The sequence below is a fragment of the Bradyrhizobium sp. Arg237L genome (assembly GCF_029990105.1).
In the GTDB taxonomy this organism is placed as follows: Bacteria; Pseudomonadota; Alphaproteobacteria; order Rhizobiales; family Xanthobacteraceae; genus Bradyrhizobium.
In genome coordinates this window covers 1-16,412 of the sequence record NZ_JAQMIL010000119.1, presented here as the reverse complement: position 1 = coordinate 16,412, position 16,412 = coordinate 1, and the positions used below count along the sequence as shown (strand labels likewise).

Annotated in this window: 14 protein-coding genes and 1 pseudogene; 6 read left to right on the top strand and 9 right to left on the bottom strand. The window is 60.9% G+C overall.

What is annotated here, in order from left to right; genetic code table 11:
- Positions 1 to 1,100: IS1182 family transposase (locus OZ411_RS40900; RefSeq protein WP_282532487.1), on the bottom strand; the 1,100-nt coding region annotated here is incomplete at its 3' end.
- A 591-nt stretch (positions 1,101 to 1,691) separates the two neighbouring features.
- Between OZ411_RS40900 and OZ411_RS40895 the strand changes: the two genes are divergently transcribed.
- The 3 genes from OZ411_RS40895 (at position 1,692) to OZ411_RS40885 (ending at position 4,439) form a co-directional block, all read left to right on the top strand.
- Positions 1,692 to 2,288 (top strand): redoxin domain-containing protein, encoded by a 597-nt coding sequence (locus tag OZ411_RS40895; RefSeq protein WP_282532486.1) that lies wholly within the window; start codon positions 1,692 to 1,694, stop codon positions 2,286 to 2,288.
- Between the two features lie 546 nt (positions 2,289 to 2,834).
- Positions 2,835 to 3,116, top strand: a complete 282-nt coding sequence (locus tag OZ411_RS40890) for a hypothetical protein (RefSeq protein ID WP_282532485.1) — start codon at positions 2,835 to 2,837, stop codon at positions 3,114 to 3,116.
- Positions 3,117 to 3,677: 561 nt separating this feature from the next.
- A complete protein-coding gene (locus OZ411_RS40885) occupies positions 3,678 to 4,439 on the top strand; it encodes a DUF4239 domain-containing protein (RefSeq protein ID WP_130582230.1) in 762 nt (253 codons plus the stop codon).
- 105 nt (positions 4,440 to 4,544) lie between these two features.
- On the opposite strand, the gene OZ411_RS40880 is transcribed toward OZ411_RS40885, so the two are convergent.
- The gene (locus OZ411_RS40880; RefSeq protein ID WP_282532484.1) at positions 4,545 to 6,089 is read right to left on the bottom strand and encodes a L,D-transpeptidase; all 1,545 of its coding nucleotides are present in this window, start codon (positions 6,087 to 6,089) and stop codon (positions 4,545 to 4,547) included.
- A gap of 176 nt (positions 6,090 to 6,265) precedes the next feature.
- Entirely contained in the window at positions 6,266 to 7,174 is a 909-nt protein-coding gene (locus OZ411_RS40875) for a LysR substrate-binding domain-containing protein (protein ID WP_282532483.1), read from the bottom strand.
- Between the two features lie 112 nt (positions 7,175 to 7,286).
- Between OZ411_RS40875 and OZ411_RS40870 the strand changes: the two genes are divergently transcribed.
- Positions 7,287 to 8,435 (top strand): acyl-CoA dehydrogenase family protein, encoded by a 1,149-nt coding sequence (locus tag OZ411_RS40870; RefSeq protein ID WP_282532482.1) that lies wholly within the window; start codon positions 7,287 to 7,289, stop codon positions 8,433 to 8,435.
- 41 nt (positions 8,436 to 8,476) lie between these two features.
- Here OZ411_RS40870 and OZ411_RS40865 read toward each other — a convergent pair whose 3' ends face one another.
- The 3 genes and pseudogenes from OZ411_RS40865 to OZ411_RS40855 all read right to left on the bottom strand — a co-directional run bounded on the left by OZ411_RS40865 (position 8,477) and on the right by OZ411_RS40855 (position 10,159).
- The gene (locus tag OZ411_RS40865; protein WP_282532481.1) at positions 8,477 to 9,424 is read right to left on the bottom strand and encodes an SH3 domain-containing protein; all 948 of its coding nucleotides are present in this window, start codon (positions 9,422 to 9,424) and stop codon (positions 8,477 to 8,479) included.
- 46 nt (positions 9,425 to 9,470) lie between these two features.
- Positions 9,471 to 9,737, bottom strand: a pseudogene (locus tag OZ411_RS40860) (SH3 domain-containing protein); the annotation flags it as partial.
- Positions 9,738 to 10,003: 266 nt separating this feature from the next.
- Complete coding sequence (locus tag OZ411_RS40855) at positions 10,004 to 10,159, bottom strand: hypothetical protein (protein ID WP_282532480.1); 156 nt, start codon at positions 10,157 to 10,159, stop codon at positions 10,004 to 10,006.
- A gap of 1,180 nt (positions 10,160 to 11,339) precedes the next feature.
- Here OZ411_RS40855 and OZ411_RS40850 point away from each other — a divergent pair.
- Together OZ411_RS40850 and OZ411_RS40845 are read left to right on the top strand one after the other, a co-directional pair.
- Positions 11,340 to 11,558, top strand: coding sequence for a hypothetical protein (locus OZ411_RS40850; protein ID WP_130582221.1), 219 nt, complete (start codon positions 11,340 to 11,342; stop codon positions 11,556 to 11,558).
- Positions 11,559 to 11,804: 246 nt separating this feature from the next.
- The gene (locus OZ411_RS40845) at positions 11,805 to 12,173 is read left to right on the top strand and encodes a hypothetical protein (protein WP_130582220.1); all 369 of its coding nucleotides are present in this window, start codon (positions 11,805 to 11,807) and stop codon (positions 12,171 to 12,173) included.
- A 33-nt stretch (positions 12,174 to 12,206) separates the two neighbouring features.
- Here OZ411_RS40845 and OZ411_RS40840 read toward each other — a convergent pair whose 3' ends face one another.
- From OZ411_RS40840 to OZ411_RS40830, 3 genes are all read right to left on the bottom strand, one after another.
- Positions 12,207 to 12,830, bottom strand: a complete 624-nt coding sequence (locus OZ411_RS40840) for a nucleoside deaminase (protein WP_245476655.1) — start codon at positions 12,828 to 12,830, stop codon at positions 12,207 to 12,209.
- 322 nt (positions 12,831 to 13,152) lie between these two features.
- Positions 13,153 to 14,007 carry a transporter gene (locus OZ411_RS40835; RefSeq protein WP_349017079.1) on the bottom strand — a complete coding sequence of 285 codons (855 nt, stop codon included), beginning with the start codon at positions 14,005 to 14,007 and terminating at the stop codon, positions 13,153 to 13,155.
- A gap of 534 nt (positions 14,008 to 14,541) precedes the next feature.
- Entirely contained in the window at positions 14,542 to 16,131 is a 1,590-nt protein-coding gene (locus OZ411_RS40830; RefSeq protein ID WP_282532478.1) for a porin, read from the bottom strand.
- Positions 16,132 to 16,412: the final 281 nt, after the last annotated feature.

Here is a 16,412-nt window from a genome sequence, read left to right as displayed (position 1 = left end):
GTCTTTCCGTCCTCTACGTTCGTATAGTGATAAGTTAGCCGCTCGCCGGCGGGACAGCGATAAACATCGTCGGCGGCGACATAGACGAAGTCCTGTTTGCCGAAGCGGCCAGCAGCTTTGGCGCCCGAAGTCATCGGCTTCGGCAACGTCACCGTGATGTCGGCTTCCTCGCAGGCCCTGATCTCCTCTCCATCGTAATAGCCGCGGTCTGCGACGACTTCGAGCGCCTCGACAGCCATCTCGCCGCGCGCCTGTCGGGCCATGTTGGCGAGTTGGTGGCGATCGGTCCCCACGTTGGTCACCTCGTGAGCCACGATGAGATGATGCCGCGTATCAACCGCGATCTGCACGTTATAGCCAACGATCCCGGTGTCCTTGCCACTTGTCGCCATCGAGCGCGCGTCAGGATCGGTCAGCGAGATCTGCTTGTCCTCGCTCTTCATCATCTCCGCATTGATCGCGTTGAGCCGAACGATCTCCTCCTTGAGCTTCTCGATCTTGCCCTTCAACCGCTCAACCTTCGCCTCTGGCACTGCATCGCCGTGCCGATCGGCGGTCTCGAGCTGCGAGAGATAGCGGGCGATGCTCTCATCGATCCGCTCAAGACGCCTCTTCATCTTGGCCTCGGTGAAGTTCTTGTCCCGCGCATTGACCGCCTTGAACTTCGATCCATCGATGGCGACGCTCGCTGCAACAAGCAGATCGAGCTTGCGGCACAGCGCAACGAACTCGCGGCAGACCTCACGAATGGCCTTGCCATTGTCCTTGCGGAAATCCGCGATGGTCTTGAAGTCCGGCGCCAACTGCCCGGTCAGCCAGATCATCTCGATATTGCGCTGGCATTCCCGCTCCAGGCGTCGGCTCGACGGCACGCGATTGAGGTAGCCGTAGATGTAGAGCTTGAGCATCATGCCGGGATGGTAACCGGGGCGCCCCGTGTCGTGTGGCTGGACGCCAACGAAGCCGAGCTTATCCAGATCGAGCCCGTCGACGAACACATCAACCGCACGCACCGGATTGTCCTCGGCCACGTAATCGTCGAGCAGTGCAGGGAACAACGTGCTCTGTCCGCGATCAACCCCCTCTACGAATCCCGCCATCGCTCGTCCCCCGCCGATTCACTGGAGAATAATAGCAGAGGCACAGTTTTCACACGGCCTGGGCCCGTAGCCGCCATTGGCCGCTAATAGCTGGCAAGGTCCGCTTCCAGATGTAAAGCAGACTAAGCTCGAGGTGAGCCGTAACATCGGCTTCTGACCCAAAGCCGACCATCGAAAAACGCGAGCCTCGCGTGGGTTGCTGAAGGGAATTCTGCTCGATTAGCCTGATGGCCCTCTCAACAGCGGGTTGCTCTTACGGACGCAGGGACCGAATGCCCACGATTTGCGCTGATATTCGCAACCACTGCCGTCTTGAAGGCATTGAGAAGCTCTACTCCAAGCTGCTCATTTGTGCTATCTTTCGGTTGCAGCGTCGCATTGTCCTGGGCTTGGGCGCAAAAATCCACTGCCGATGCAAAGGAAGCGCTGGCCGGCAAGCCCGAACTCACAAATGAAGACGCCGAGGCGCCGGCTGGATCTACAACATCAAGCTCGCCGAGCCTTCTGAACTCGACACGCTTTTGGATCGGGAAGCTTATCTCGCTTACGTGCGGGACCAGGGTTGCGCCACGCATCGAAGGAGCGTTTCATATGCGATCTGACATTGTTCCAGGGGCCATCTTCCCCGACTACGAACTTTCCGACCACACGGCGAAACGCCGTAAGCTCTCCGAACTGCAAGGCCAGCATCCGATGCTGCTCGTCCTCAGCCGCGGCGGATTCTGCCCCAAGGACCGCAGACAGGCTGAAGGGCTTCTTGAACTCCATCGTGAGATGGAGGTTGGCTATTGCCGCCTTGTCACGATCAGCACTGACAACATCACTGAGACGAACGAATATCGCAGCGGTGTCGGTGCTCATTGGCCCTTCCTCTCGGACACCAGGCGTATCGTCCAAAAGGATCTCGATATCGCCGAATATACGGATCCGGCCCACGACCCGATGATCCCCCATGTGATTGTCCTCGAGCCCGGCCTTGTCATTTACAAGATCTACAATGGCTACTGGTTCTTTGGCCGGCCCACTATGGAAGATCTCCGACAGGATCTACGTGTCGTTACCAAGAAATGCCGGCCAGACTGGGACATCACAACGCCCGAACTCAAGGCGGCGTGGCAGCAAGGCCGCAAGGACCTCTTCTATCCGTACGGCAAAACCTACGCCCAAGCCATCGGTGAACAGGATTAGGAGCGGTGCCTGCGTCAGCAAGGCCGCCAAGGCAACGCGATGGAAATCTGCCGAACTGACGCCGGTGCGCCCTCGATACGGTGAGAAGGGTCGAAGGATCTTCAGCAGCTTCCATCGCAAATAACATTGCGGCGGCGAGATTGCGTCCGAGTGGAACGCGAAGGGTCGAGTCGACCACCTATTCGCTACTTCACCACCTACGAATATCCGCGTTTGGCCCGTAGCCGACATTGGCTGCCTGAGCCGCCAAGGTCCGCTTTCAGATGTAAAGCGGACCTTGCTTGGGATGGGCCTAGCGGCGGCTTCTCTTGGCCGCTTTCCGGAGCCAAGCGCAAATCCGCAAGCGCGATCCGGTGGCCGCATCCGTTTCGCGCAACAAGAGGCTGAACGGATTGGCTTCTTAGGTCTGGATCACTGCTACATAGTTGGTCGCGGCCATACTACTAATGGATGACCCGCTTTGCGCGGTGAACTCCCGTTCACATGACATTTGCATACGAACTCAATTGTAAGCATGCGCTTCTATCGGCCGTGAGGGCTCAAGCCATGACGAAGTACTTTTCGACGCGCATCATGACCGATGTGCTTGTAACCCTGGTATCTGTAGCGATAATCACGATTGCGGCGATATCCCTGGGCGAGCCCATTCGGGCCGGCATCGCTGCTTCTATTCCAACCCCATTCGATCTCGCGATGGAGAGGACGCTCGCTGCCGCCCAACCGAGCGAACTGAAGCTTGCCCACGCGCAACCGACATGCCGACTTCGTTCCGCTCCTTTGCAATGGAACGTGGACTGGCTTTTCGGGCCGCCTGTAGATCGCGGTTGATGAGAGCTCGTGAAGCAGCGGTGGCGTCGCTAGAACGCGATGACTTTTCTTCGAATCGTCATCCCACTCTAGCTTTTTGTTTGAGCATGATCTTTTTCGGAAAACCGGTCTCCACTTTTCCGGATCATGCTCTAGGCATCGCCATTTAGCGGCCCAGCCGCCTTTGCTTCGCTACTCGGGACAAGCGGACATCACCGGTTTGAAACCAGGCCTATTGGAGCCCCCCTGAGACGGGCGGGCCTACTCTATTTCTACGCCGATCGCCGAACTATTTGGTCTACGGGATTTTATCCGTTCTTCGGCAAACGAAAAAAGCACTGGATTACAGGACCACACGACTTAGCTGTCCGTGAGCGCCACGCTCGTCAGTCGTGACACCCCGTCCACCGCATCTCACCACAACGTTCGTGACGATCGCGACACCTCCCGCATTCGCGCTGAGACGCGCGGGTCCTCGTCCGGTTCTGCTTGAACTTGGTCTCAAGAACGGGTCTTTAGACAAACCCGCATAATCGAAGCCAGGATCAGCATCGTCACCGAGATGGTGGAGCATTCGCAAATATGATGAATCTATCGATTTCGTTGCTTGTGTTCGCGCTGATATTTGGCGGCGCCTTGGCTGGGATGGCCGTTCGGCCGTTGTTGTCGGAACATCACTTGCACTCGGACTCCAAGGACGTCGTAAAGCTGACCGCGGGCCTGATTGGCACACTGACCGCACTCGTGCTGGGTCTGTTGATCGCATCCGCAAAAACCACGTTCGACCAAAAAGCAAACCAGGTCCGGCAGTTGACCGCAACGATCATCCTTCTGGACGATCTGGTTACGCAATATGGGCCGGAAGCAACCCCTGTCCGAAAGCTCCTGCGGGAGAGCATACCACCGATGGCTGATCGCATTTGGCACGAGCAAGCGAACTCAGCCGGGAAACCCGCGCGCTTCGAGTCCAGCGTAGAGGCGTGGACATTCTATAATGAACTCGAACGGCTATCGCCGAACAGCGATATGCAACGTTCCCTGCAGTCTCGCGCCATTGCGGCTTTCACAGATGGCGCACAGATGCGACTGCGGTTGTTTACGCAGGCCGGCAGTTCAATTCCGACGCCTTTTCTGATAATCATGGTATTTTGGCTGAGCGTGATCTTTGTGAGCGCCACCCTGTTCGTGCGGGCGAACATGGTCGTCACCATCTCGCTGTTTGTATGCGCGCTGTCGTTTGCCGGCGCGATCTTTCTGGTTTTGGAGCTGGATGATCCCTTCACGGGACTCATGGGGATTTCAAGCTCGATATTGCGGAGTGCGCTCCCGCCGCTGCACTCGTAGGTTCTGATGGTTGAAGCAACTTATATAAGGCCGCGGATCCGATCGATCCTGCCCGTCCAGAGGGGCTGAGCAACCAAGCGGCCTGCGCGCGGGGCGGGCCGCATCTTACCACCAGCGCGGTTGCATCGGTTGATAGTTCTGGCCGGCGCGCGGACGCGGATTGCCAGGTTGGGAGTTCCAATTGGGCTGGAAAAAGAAGCCGAAGCCGTTGTTGTTGCCCCAGTCGTTGCCGCTCGCAACCGGGACATCGACGACCGTAGGCCGGCGCATCTTGAAGCCGCCCTGGGGCTGGTTGTTCAGCACCGCGACGAATTCGGTGCGATAGTTGGTCTCGCGGCTCAGCGGCTCATCCGAGACGACGATCGAGGATCGCGGCAATGCAGTCGGCGCGATGCGATCGAGCACATCCTGCGGGATGGTGATGCGGTCGAGCGCGTCTTTAGCGTCGTCCCCGCTGTCGATCGTGACCGCGGTCCAGCGCAGGCCCGCGTCGTTGCGCGCCATCGCCGTGAACACATGCGTGCCGATCTGCTTATCGGGATCGCGGATCGTGACCGGAACCTCAATGGTCGCATCGAACACCTCGCCTCCGTCCGGCCACTGCTTGTGAGTGTTGCGCCGCACGTAAAGCTTCTGCGTCGCGCGGCTGATGTAGACCGAGACCGGCTCGAGCGCGAGCTTCGCCTCGCTCGCCGCCTTGGCGGTGTCGAGCTTCCTGGTCTGGGCCGCTTTGGCGGCGTCCTTTGCAGCGGCGACGGCGGCAAGCTTCGACTTCGCGTCGGCCTTGGCGGTGTCGAGCTGCGTCCCCGCTTCCGTGGCCCTCAGGGCGGCCTTCTCCTTCTGCTCCTCGGCCCGCGCCTTGGCCTCGTCCGTCTTTGCGGCGGCAAGCGTCTTGTCGGCGGACGCGAGCGCGGCATCGGCGCGGGTCTTGAGCCCCTCCAGCTTGCGCAGCGACGCCGTAAGCGATGCTGTCTCGCGCGCCGCTGTCGCGGCGGCTTTCTTCGCCTCGTCGGCTGCCTTGGCGGCCTCGTCCGCCTCGCGGGCGAGCGTCTCGGCACGCGCCGGAGCAGCCGCGACGGCCGCCGCGTTCGGCACGAATAGCACCGGGTGGGAAAACTCGACGGGGGTCGCGTCGTTCGGCGAGATGATCACCCGCATACCGATCCGCGTCTTGTCGAACAAATTCTCCGCGAGGTCGTAGGGCATCCGCACGCATCCGTGCGAGGCCGCATACCCGGGCAGCGGGCCGCCGTGCAGCGCGATGCCGTTCCAGGTGATGCGCTGCATGTTCGGCATCCAGGCATCGTCATAGAGGGTCGAGTGGTGGTCCTTGTCCTTCTCGATGACGGCGAAGATGCCGGCAGGCGTCTCGCGTCCCTTGGTGCCGGTCGACACCGGCGCGCGCAGGATCCAGCCCTCGGAGTCATAGAAAGTGACCTGCTGGGTCTTGATCGACACGATCGCCATGATCGGCTCGCCTGCATCGCGCGGCGCCGTCGCCTCGGTGGGCGGCGCAGGGCGCGCCTGTCTCGCCGCGGCGTCGGCGGTCAGCGCCGCCAGTGCGGCCAGCGCCGCGAACGTCACAATGGCGGGCCTTCCCCAACGCCGCGTCTCCACGGTGGATTGCGCCGTGATGAACCGATTTACCATGCCATGTCCCGGTTGAAATGCCTGTCCGCGTCCATCCAGATCAGCGACCAGTCTATTTGACTCACCGCGATACGGCTAGACCGTCTCGATGTCGGCTCCTGACGCGGAACCGAAGTTACGCGCTGCGCCAGGATGTGATGATGTCCCTGGACCGCGACAAGTTCGTGGCGTCGCGTCTACGCCACAGACCGCATCCAGGCTGCAAACGCCTCGATGCTGGCTTGCCGCGGATGGTCGGGGACGTGAACGACATAGAAGCCGTAGCCCGGCAGCGCCAGATCGTGCGCCTTTACCAGCGCGCCGCTTTCGATCTCATGGCTCACCACGACGTCGCTGCAGATCGCGATCCCCTGCCCCGCCGCGACCGCATCGATGGCGTGGATCTCCTCGCGGAAGCTCAGGTCCCAATGCTCGGTTGCAGCAGGAATATCCGGGTCCACGGAGCGTGCGACGGCGAGCCATCGCGACCAGCTCGGCGGCTCGCGATCCCCATTCAGCCAGTCGTAATGGATCAGCGGATAGTGCAGGAGGTCGGCGGCGCGCGTGATCGCCGGCACGCCTTCACTCAATAGCGCCGGGCTGCAGACCGGGAAGAAACTGTCCCGGAAGATTTCCCGCGCGACCAGATCGGTCGGCATCGTCCGGGCGTAGCGGATCGCGAGATCGGCATCTCCTGCGCGCAAATTGAGCACGGCGTCGGTGCCGATAATCTCCAGCCGGATCTGCGGGTACAGTTTGCGCCATCGCGGCAGGCGCGGCACCAGCCAGCGGCTCGCAAACGCGTTCGGACTGGTCACGCGCAACGTGGTCCTGATGGTCTTTGCCGACACCGCGGTGACGACGGACGCGAATGTATCAAAGCCGTTCCGGATCACCGGAAACAGCCGCTCGCCCGCATCGGTCAGCGCCAGCGGTCGCGGGCGCCGGCGAAACAGCGGCCGTCCACATATCTCCTCGAGAATCCTGACCTGATGGCTGATGGCAGTCGGCGTGACGCCGAGCTCCGCCGCCGCTCCCCTGAAGCTTAGGCGTCGGGCAGCGGCCTCGAAGGCGCGAAGGGATCCCAGCGGCGGGAGCTTTCTCATGCCGGCAGTCTAGATGAATCCAATTCATCCAGCGACTGAGATATTCGACTTTGTCGCGACAATAGCGCCGTGAGACCATTGCGGCCGCCGGTTCAGCAGCATCGGACCCAACATGCGGATCGATCATTCTCCTGTCGTCGCGCACTATCTGGAGGCCATTGCGGGGCTTGCTCCGCTGGTCGCGGAGTTGCGCGAGCAGTTCGATCGCGACCGCCGGCTCCCTCCGGCGATGTTCGCGGCACTCGCTTCCGCCGGGCTGTTCCGGCTGTGGCTTCCCAAGGCATTGGGCGGGCCGGAATTGTCACCGCTCGAATTCATGGCGGTGGTCGAGCACGTCGCCGCGCTCGATGGCTCGCTCGGCTGGATCGTCGGCAATGGTGCGGGCATGAGCCGGATCGGCGGCTACCTCCCCGAGCCGACCGCGCGCCGCTGGTTTTCCGATCCTGGGGCCTTCATCGCGAGCGCGACGGGCGCCATCGGCGAAGCGCGTCCGTCCGACGGCGGCTACCGCGTCTCCGGACGCTGGCCGTTCGGCAGCGGCGCCCACGGGGCAACGCTGTTCATGGGTCTTGCCGCCGACAAGACGGATGGCGAAAGCCGGCTCTTGTGTTGCTACATGAACCGCGAGGCCGTCGAACTTGACGACACCTGGCACGTATCGGGTCTCCGTGGCACCGGAAGCTGTCACTTCCAGGCGCGGGATGTGTTCGTGCCTGCCGCGCACACGCACAGCTTCCTGGAGCCGAGCCCGTCGCAACCCGGCCTCATGTTCCGCCTGCCGCCCGCAACCCTGTTTCCCTGGACAATAGCGGCCGTGCCGCTTGGGATCGCCCGCGGCGCCATCGAGAGCTTCGTCACCCTGGCCGAAACCAGATCCCGGAGCGGTAACTCGGCCGTGCTTCGCGACCGTGAAACGGTGCAGGCCTGCGTCGGGCGCGCCGAAGCGCTGTACAGGTCGGCGCGGGCCTTCCTTGCCGATGCGATGACGGACCTCATGGAGGACGCCGAGCGTGGCGAACCGACGACGAATGCACGCGCCGCCTATCGCGCGGCATGCGCGAATGCTGCGGAGAGCGCATCGCGGATCGTCCATCTGCTCGCGGCGGACGCGGGCGCGATCTCGATCTTCGAATCCTGCCCGCTGGAGCGGGCGCTCCGCGATATCCAGGCAGCAAGCCAGCACGTGGCGATGAGCCCGAACAATTACGTCATCGCCGGTCGCATCCGCCTCGGCCTCGATCCCGGCACGGCGAGACTTTGAGACGTCGGCGAAGCCCTCGGTGCAACTGAGAACAAGGAGCTTCACGCCGGCTCCAAGACGTCCTCTCGCGCGGCCACATGCTGTTCAGCCGGCGCAAGGAAACTGGCAAAGACGTAGCCGTCGAAAAGACCGTCCGCCTCGAGATCCACGCGTACCCAGGACGGATCGTGGCTGTCAACTTCGATCACGTTCAACTCGGTGCCGGCCGGAAGCGTCTTGTCGGAATCAAAGTTCGTTCCTGGCCCGCCTCGCAATTTGAGACCACCGCGCGCGATCACCACATAGCGTCCGGTCGCAACCGCTCGGCCGGCATCGACGGTGCGGGACAATTTCAGGTACTCAAAAATCCACTCGCCGTAATACTTCCCGTCGCTAAGGTGTCCCTGCTTCAGCCGTTTGGCAGGGTCGTACCTGCCGGTATTGTAGACGATCGCGACCATCGCGAATTCAAGGTCGGTGAGGCTCGTCCTGGACTCGAAGCCGAGCTTCCTTAGTCCGCGCCGCAATTCGCCGAGACAATGCGCGAGCGTATCGGCGAAGCGCTCGTAGCGGCGCTGAAGGAAGTAGCCCGGGTCCTCCTTGAAGAACTGAAGATCGCGCTGAAACACACCGAAACCGTGGCAGAATTTCTTGGGATTGCCGGCGGCATTCCGATAGTCGGGAATAAAGGGCGCCACATCGACAAGAGCCTTGCGTGCGATCGCGAACATCGCCTCGCCATTCGGCCAGTCGATCAGTGCTTGGCGGGTGCGCGGGAAAGCCTGTCGGCCCTCGCCAGGCCCCCTGTAGTCGATCGTGTCGCCCACACAGAGTGCGACCACACGGTCGAGCGGCAGGTGCTTCCTGCGCAGCGCGGCCCAGATGTAGCCTGTCTCCTGACATGCGATCGCGACGATCATGTCGAGATCGAAAGGCGTTCCCGCAAGGGCCGCCTCGATCTCGAAGCGAAATTGCTGCTTGAACCATCGAATATCGTCAGCGGTCGGCATGAGAGCTCCATCGCAGGAAGAGATGTCGAAAGCCTCGCCATCCGACTTAACTGCCGTCCTCCTCAGGCTCCGGCACATTCTCGCTGCTCGCATCCGCGCCGACCGGCGCGAGGAAGGCCGCGAACACATAACCGTCGAGCAGACCGTCACCTTCCAGGTCGACGCGGACCCAGGCAGGATTGACGCAGGAGACCTCAACCACGTTCAGCTCCGTCCCGGCTGGAAGCGTTATTTCAGAATCGAAATCGGTGCCCGGCCCACCCCGCAACTTCAAACCGTCACGCGCCATAACAGCGTAGCGGCCGGGCGCGACGATCGCGCGATCGGCAACATGCAGGACAGGCGGAGGGGACGACCAGCCGTCATTCGCCGCCTCGCGCAGCCATCGCGGGGCGTTGGCGGACCTGCCGCCAGCGCCCCAAGTCAGCTTGGAACGGTCGCTCGTGGAAGTACCGAAGCCGACATGGATCGTCCGGTTTCCCATGTAACCGACACCGGCACCGATTCCGGTCGCGCCGGCCGCGGCGGCGGCGGTGACGAAACTCAAAATGCCTGTTGGAGCGGATCGATCCGTGAAAGTCAGCGCATCGCCGTCGACCATGCATTGCAGGTCCGCTGCACGTCCGCGGTCATGACGCGTGGAGCCTGTGCGGCGGTCCCCTGACCCAGCGCATCCTGCCCGCCCGAGGTGATCCAGATCGCGTCCACGCCTGCAGCCTGGGCTGCAGTATCCAAGACGCGCTTCAAATCCTCTGAGATCGGCTTATTCCGAATAGCCTCGCGAGGAGGCCCGGTAAAACTGGTCATACGTCACCTCTAAAAATCATTTCGCGAGCCCTGCCCGTTTCAACTGGGCGGACTGCATTGCAATCGTGTCAAATAAGTATCGAGATGCGCGGAAAGTCTTCCACAACCAGTGCGAGATGTCCACTCGGTCTTAGTGTCGCAACCCACAGGTGTGCGCATATCGCGCAGTGCGGGATGGTCTGGCACTGGTTCTGCCGCGTCCAACTGTCAAACAGTGGAGAGGATGTGAGTCCGCGTTCTCGCGGCACAAGGCGCCCGAGGTTCGCTTCACTTTCCACCCTCCTCGAAATCAGAAGGCGCAGGGAGAGCCGGGTGCCGGTTGCACCCATGGGTCCCGTGCAACAAAAAGCACGGGGGTAGGACCACAGGTTCAACCGAAGCATTCCGGCTTTCCCTGCGCGATGGTTTACGGCTTACTCCGTGCTCTCCCCGGCGACCGGCCGGCGACCGGGCTTTCTTGCCACCGTCGCCTCTCTCGCGAAAAAAGTCCGCGCGAAAAACTTAGCGCCAGCGTCGGGGCGCCCGAACCACACGACTTCGCCGTCCGCTGATGTCGCGTTCGTCTTTCGCAACACCTGCGTCCACCGCAACGTTCGTGACGATCGCGATCCGTCCCTCATTCGCGCTGAGACACGCGGACATGAGAAGGGATTTCGTCCGTCACGCTGGTGATTCCGGCTTTCTGTCTGGACGTTCAATAAGTTCGTATATGGGAACGCGGGTGCGTTCCGACCACGATTCCAGCGCGGCTCCGCAGACCGCGCAGATCGCGTCACCCGTATGCGGCACCAAGAACTTCTCTTCAGTGCGTCTGTACTCGGCGCCGCAATTGCATTGAACAATTGTCGCCATGCCCCGACTATGCGCTTGGGAACGTGAATTTGCCATCGCGAACGCCACAGCAAAAATATCGCCCCGGCATATGGCATATGAAGCGCGCCTGACGGTCACTCTTGGCGGCCATCCTTATTTCGAGGCCGATCCAAGCGACGAAACGCACACCTTCGTGAATGGTCAGTGCTCCTTCCATGGTTCTCTGGCCGTCAACCAAAATCCAGTGCTATAAGAAGGGGTGTGGTTTTGTTTGCGTCGGCTGAGGGGCGGGACAATGCCAATCAATCGGCTATTGAAAGACAAGCGCGCGCCGGAAGAAATCGAGCTTTTGAACAAGGCCTTCAACCACGCTCTAAACTTGCTGGGCGTAGTTGATCGCAACGACCCGTTTTGCGATATGGTCGCTCGCAAGGTTATCGACGTCCGCGCGACAGGCATTAGCGAGCCGCGAGAGATCGCGGAGATGGCTGTGCTCCGGATTGGCCTTCGGTAAGGCCGCCTCAGTCGGCGGCCTCTTTCATTGCGCCATTTCGCGAATGTTGCCTGTTGGCTCCATCGCTGAAGACCGCATTGAAGATTGCCGCGCGGTAGACCGGGGCGCTTGGGACAATAAGTCTGTCGGAGCCGGACGACGGTCCAGGCTGGACGGTCGGTCGATCTGCCGAACTCGCATAGTCGCCGGACTTTCCACGGAGGATGCCAGTACGATCTGAATGCTCTTGAAGGGAAAGGACATCGCATGCACCCAGCAATCATGGCCGTGGTGGCGGCTGCTCAATTGGTGACGCCCATTTCCGAGGCCGTCCCAAAACTCAATGTCGAAGCCACCTGCAGAGGGTCTGTGGAAGCGGATAAGGCGATGGGTTTAGCCTTACCTCAAAGCTTCGATAAGTGTATGAGCGATGAGAACTCAGCGCGTCAGCAATTGGACGCGATTTGGCTTTCGTACTCCCCGACCGTCAGAGTCCAGTGTGAGGGAGAGGCGACGGCCGCCGGCGACCCGAGCTATGTCGATCTCTTGACCTGTCTTCAAATGACCAATGGATCGGTCACGACCTCGACAACTGCTTTGAGGGGCGCGAGCAGAAAGAAAAAGGCGCCGAACTAAACGTGTATTGCGGCAGCGAGGAAACGTCGATTCCTAGCTTCGCCAAAGGCGATCCAAAACCATAGCCCTGACCAAGTTTCCGACACCGGTCCAACGGCCAAGCCGCGATTTGGTGTGCAAAATGCCGACGTCTTCAGCATCCGAACTCCCCACGAAGATCTTTCGCGCTTTCATAAATCGCCAGCTAAGCGGATTTCGCTTCTGAAACACCATCTGAACGTCATGTTGCAAGTATCCGGACAGGACGATGGGCGGCGGAGCGAACACCTCCGGCAATGCCGAGGACAAATTGCTATCGGTTAGAACTTTCCATCGCGAGTGTCCGCCCATGAGCGGTGACCGCAAGCTGAACACCACTCGTCCTATCCTGGTTTCGCGGATGGCATAAGAACACATCGCGCAAGGCTCAACGGTCGAATAGAGCGTGCAATCATCAAGGCTGGTCGCACGGAGCGTCTTCTGGGCTGAAGCAATTGCAACCATTTCGGCGTGTCGCGTAACGTCCCGTTCGACCTTGACCATATTGAGGGATTCGCAAATGAATTGGCCTCGCCGAGCGATGACGGCCGCAAACGGGTATTCCCCGCTTTGACCCGCGGATTGGGCGAGAGCGATGCAGCGACGCATCATGATCGAATCCAACTCTGGGTCAGACATGCTCATGGGTGCCAGCAGACGTTTGCGCAGTTTTCTCCCACCTCGTGAACGATGTGTCTGCAACGTTCGCTTGGTTGTTGCTGCACCAAAAAGGAATGCTCCGCCTCTTGATTGCGCGATTGATCGCCCGACAAGCGTGTCAGGCCGCTTTGACGACACGAACCGTGCAAGACTAATGTCGGGTTCGCAGTGTTGACTATGCAGATTCGGAACGTCCGCCCGCTTCTTATGAGCGGTCCTTAAATCGTCCTTCGGCTCCCTCCCTCCCTCCAAACCGCGATTGCGCAGCGGTCGCAAGAGTGATGGGTTGGCACCAGCATTTCTATTTCGTTATCCTCGGCCGCGAAGGTGTCGGCGGCGTTGGCGCCGCGGGCGACAGATTGAACGTCAGCCAGATGTTCCAGCCCGCAGGCCGATTTTCATTGGCGAATTCGCCGTAGGCCTTCAGGTTGAGATAGCCCTGCAGGTCTCCGACCGGGAAAATGTAGCCGACCTGCGGTCCGACGCCGACCACCCGCGACTGGAAGCAGCCGACACGATTGCCGGAGCCGCTGTCACAGCCGATCTGCTGGTAGAGGTAACCCACGAGGCCGACCTGCCACTGCTTGGTCAGGAATTGCGATACGCCCCAGTCGAGGTGCATGTCGACGCCGCTCTGATATTGCGTAGCAGGATTGATGAAGTTGTAGGTGAATCCGAGCACCGCCGAAGCTTCGTGGCCGGTCTTCGGGTCGAAATAGGTGTAGCCGCCGCCGACGTCGATCGCCCAGTGCCCGAGCCCCAGATTTGCAAGACGGGATGACTCGTAGGCCCCGAGCGGGATGTCCCCGGTGATGTAGGTCATGTAGTTGTGAACGCCGGAATTCCACTTCAACTGGAAAAACGGGATCAGATCGCCAAATGCGGTGAGCGAGCTATCGATGCTGTCGAACCGCGAGAACGGAAACGCGCCGCCCGGCGTTGTCAGTGTTCCCGTGAGCTGTCCCGCCAGTGATGTCGAGTTGTTGCCGTACGCTGCCAACAGGACGGCAGAGGCCTGCGCGCCGAGCACGGGTGTCTCAAAAACGTAGGTAGGGGCCACCAAGCCCAGATTGGCGGTTGCATTGACCCTGGCGTTCACGGTGGCCGTCAGATTTGCGGGAATGCCACCGATCGTGATCTCCCGTGCCCGCGCCACGTCACCGCCGGCGGAAACCTGCGTACGATAGTAAATCGAAGTTATCTGCCAACCCGGCTGTTGGGGAGTAGCCGCAAGGCTACCGAAGAAGCCGGGTATCCAAAAGCTGATACCGCCTTCATCGGCGCGCGCCGCATCACAGGGAAGCACAAGTAAGGTCGCAATTGCGGCCGCGCTCAACCGGCAGACAAAACCGGCCGTCGATATCGATTTCCCGCCCTTCATCCGCCAATCCCCCCCTTTATTCCACCGCTCCTCCGTCACAGCCGAAGAACGATCCGGCATGCGAGGGACCGGAAACGAGCAGATGCTACTACAGCGCGTCTACGTGTGATCGGTGCTTTCGCAACCTGTGCATCCTTAGCGAGAGACTGTGCCTTCCATGCCACAATTTCCCGGGTGAAAATACTTGCTGGTTTTGCCGATTCTGCATAGCGCCGCACGATTTGCGCCTAAACCGTTTCGATCAAAGCGACTGCTTTTCGAAGCCCAACGTCGTCGACCTCCTCGTTTGAGATGAATGAAAAATGGCCCTCAGAAGTTTCGCTGAACGCGAAGCTCCAGATGGACTGCATCCTGGTCCTTGAACTCGTAGCGCGTCGAAGGCTTCGGAGCTGCCGCCCCGAGGACCGCAGAGCCTTGGAATTTCTGGTCGAGGTGAAACCACTGCACTTCCGCCGAGAAGGTCAGGTTCTTGACCGGTGTCCAGCGGGTCACCGTGCCGAGCTGCGAGACGTTGAAGTCGGGATTGCAGACATAGTCGGCGCTCACCGCCTTGGCCGGCGTGGTGTAGTTGGCGCAGATGAATGCCTTGGCCGTGCCATCGTAGCGGACCACCGAATAGCTGCCATAGAGGCTCGTCGACCAGTACGGATCCCAGTTGTGGTTGAATGCGCCGCGGACGCCAATGGCCTCGGTCAGATGCAGCGAGCCGTCGCCGCCGGCTGCAACCGGCAGGTAGACCGCATCGGTAGTGGCGCCGAAGCCGATGCTCTGATAGGCCGCCGGATTGCCGGTGCCGCCGAACAGCGCAACGCTCGGCGAGGTCGAATCCGTTCCGATGACGTATTTCGTGGCTCCCTTGGCATAGCTCGCATCGAGTTTGATATCGTCGGCGGTGCCGGTCGGCAGGTTCTTGATTTGCAGGGCGGCCATCACCGCGCCACCCCATTTCGTGTCGGGGTGACCGCTGATCTCCGACAACGCAGTCGGCGCCGCACTCGGCAAGCCGACCGCGCCGGCCGGTGCGCCAGCGGTGTTGAGGACGTTATAGGAGGCGTTCACCTCGTGCGCCGCTGCGGAAATCTGGAACAGCCCCCAGGCCTGATCGACGCGGATATTGCCGACGACCTCAGGCGCATGAACGCCGGCATAGGCGTTGCCGGTGTTCAACGTGGCATTCAGCGGCAGCGACAGATTGTAGACGGCGGTACGGTCCCACACGGTGGGATCGTCAAGTCCGATGCTGCCGGTCACGCCGTTGCCGAAGTCTGCGGTGTACTGGATGTTGTTGGTACCGCTATTGTCGCCGCTTTGGCCCCCCAGCAGGAACGACGAGTTGTTGCCCGGAGTACCCTGCCAGGGCGACGCGTAGGCGGAAGCTGATTTACCGAAGGTGAATCCCGCGAACTGGACGAAGAGATCATAGATGGCGACATAGCCGCCGCCGGGGGTGTCGAGCAGGTTCGAGTTCGCGACTGGAAGCGAGCCGTTGATCGAGTTCGGGTTGAAAGTGCTGCCGCCCAGCGTGGTGAACTGGAATTTGCTCGAAGCGAAGGTGCGGACCACACCATATTCGGTGGCGGTGCGGGTATCGACCGTCAGCACCATGCGCGAGCGGCCGACGAAATAATCGAAATAACGGTTCCGCTGCCCGGCATCGCCATTCCACGCCGGCTGGCCGTGGGCGGCACCACCGTCGAAGGTGACGTCGGCGCGCACATAGCCGCCGATCTTCATGCAGGTATCGGTGCCGGGAATGAAGAAGAAGCCCGCGCCGTACAGCGAGCAGACCTTCACATATTCGACGGCCTTCGCCTTGACCGGCAGATCCGCCGCTTGGGCGCCGCCGGCGACCATCAGGCCAGCCATCATTCCGAGAACGAGATTCCGCGCCCTTTTCATTCCGGGGCTCCTTCCCGTGACTCATGCAGGTGCGTGCACCAAGAGTGAATCCAAGACGGTCGGCAGGCAATACGTGCCGATGAACCGCATGCAACTGGCTGGCCGATGTGATCTTTCTGCCACGCTGGCGGACACAGCGGAGAGGATATGAGTTCGCATTCTCGCGGCACGAGATGCCCGAGCTGTGCGTACGTTTCACCCTCTCATTGGACAGAGGGCGCAGGGAAAGCCGGGTGCCGGTTGCACCCATGGGTCCCGTGCAACAAAAAGCACGGGGGTAG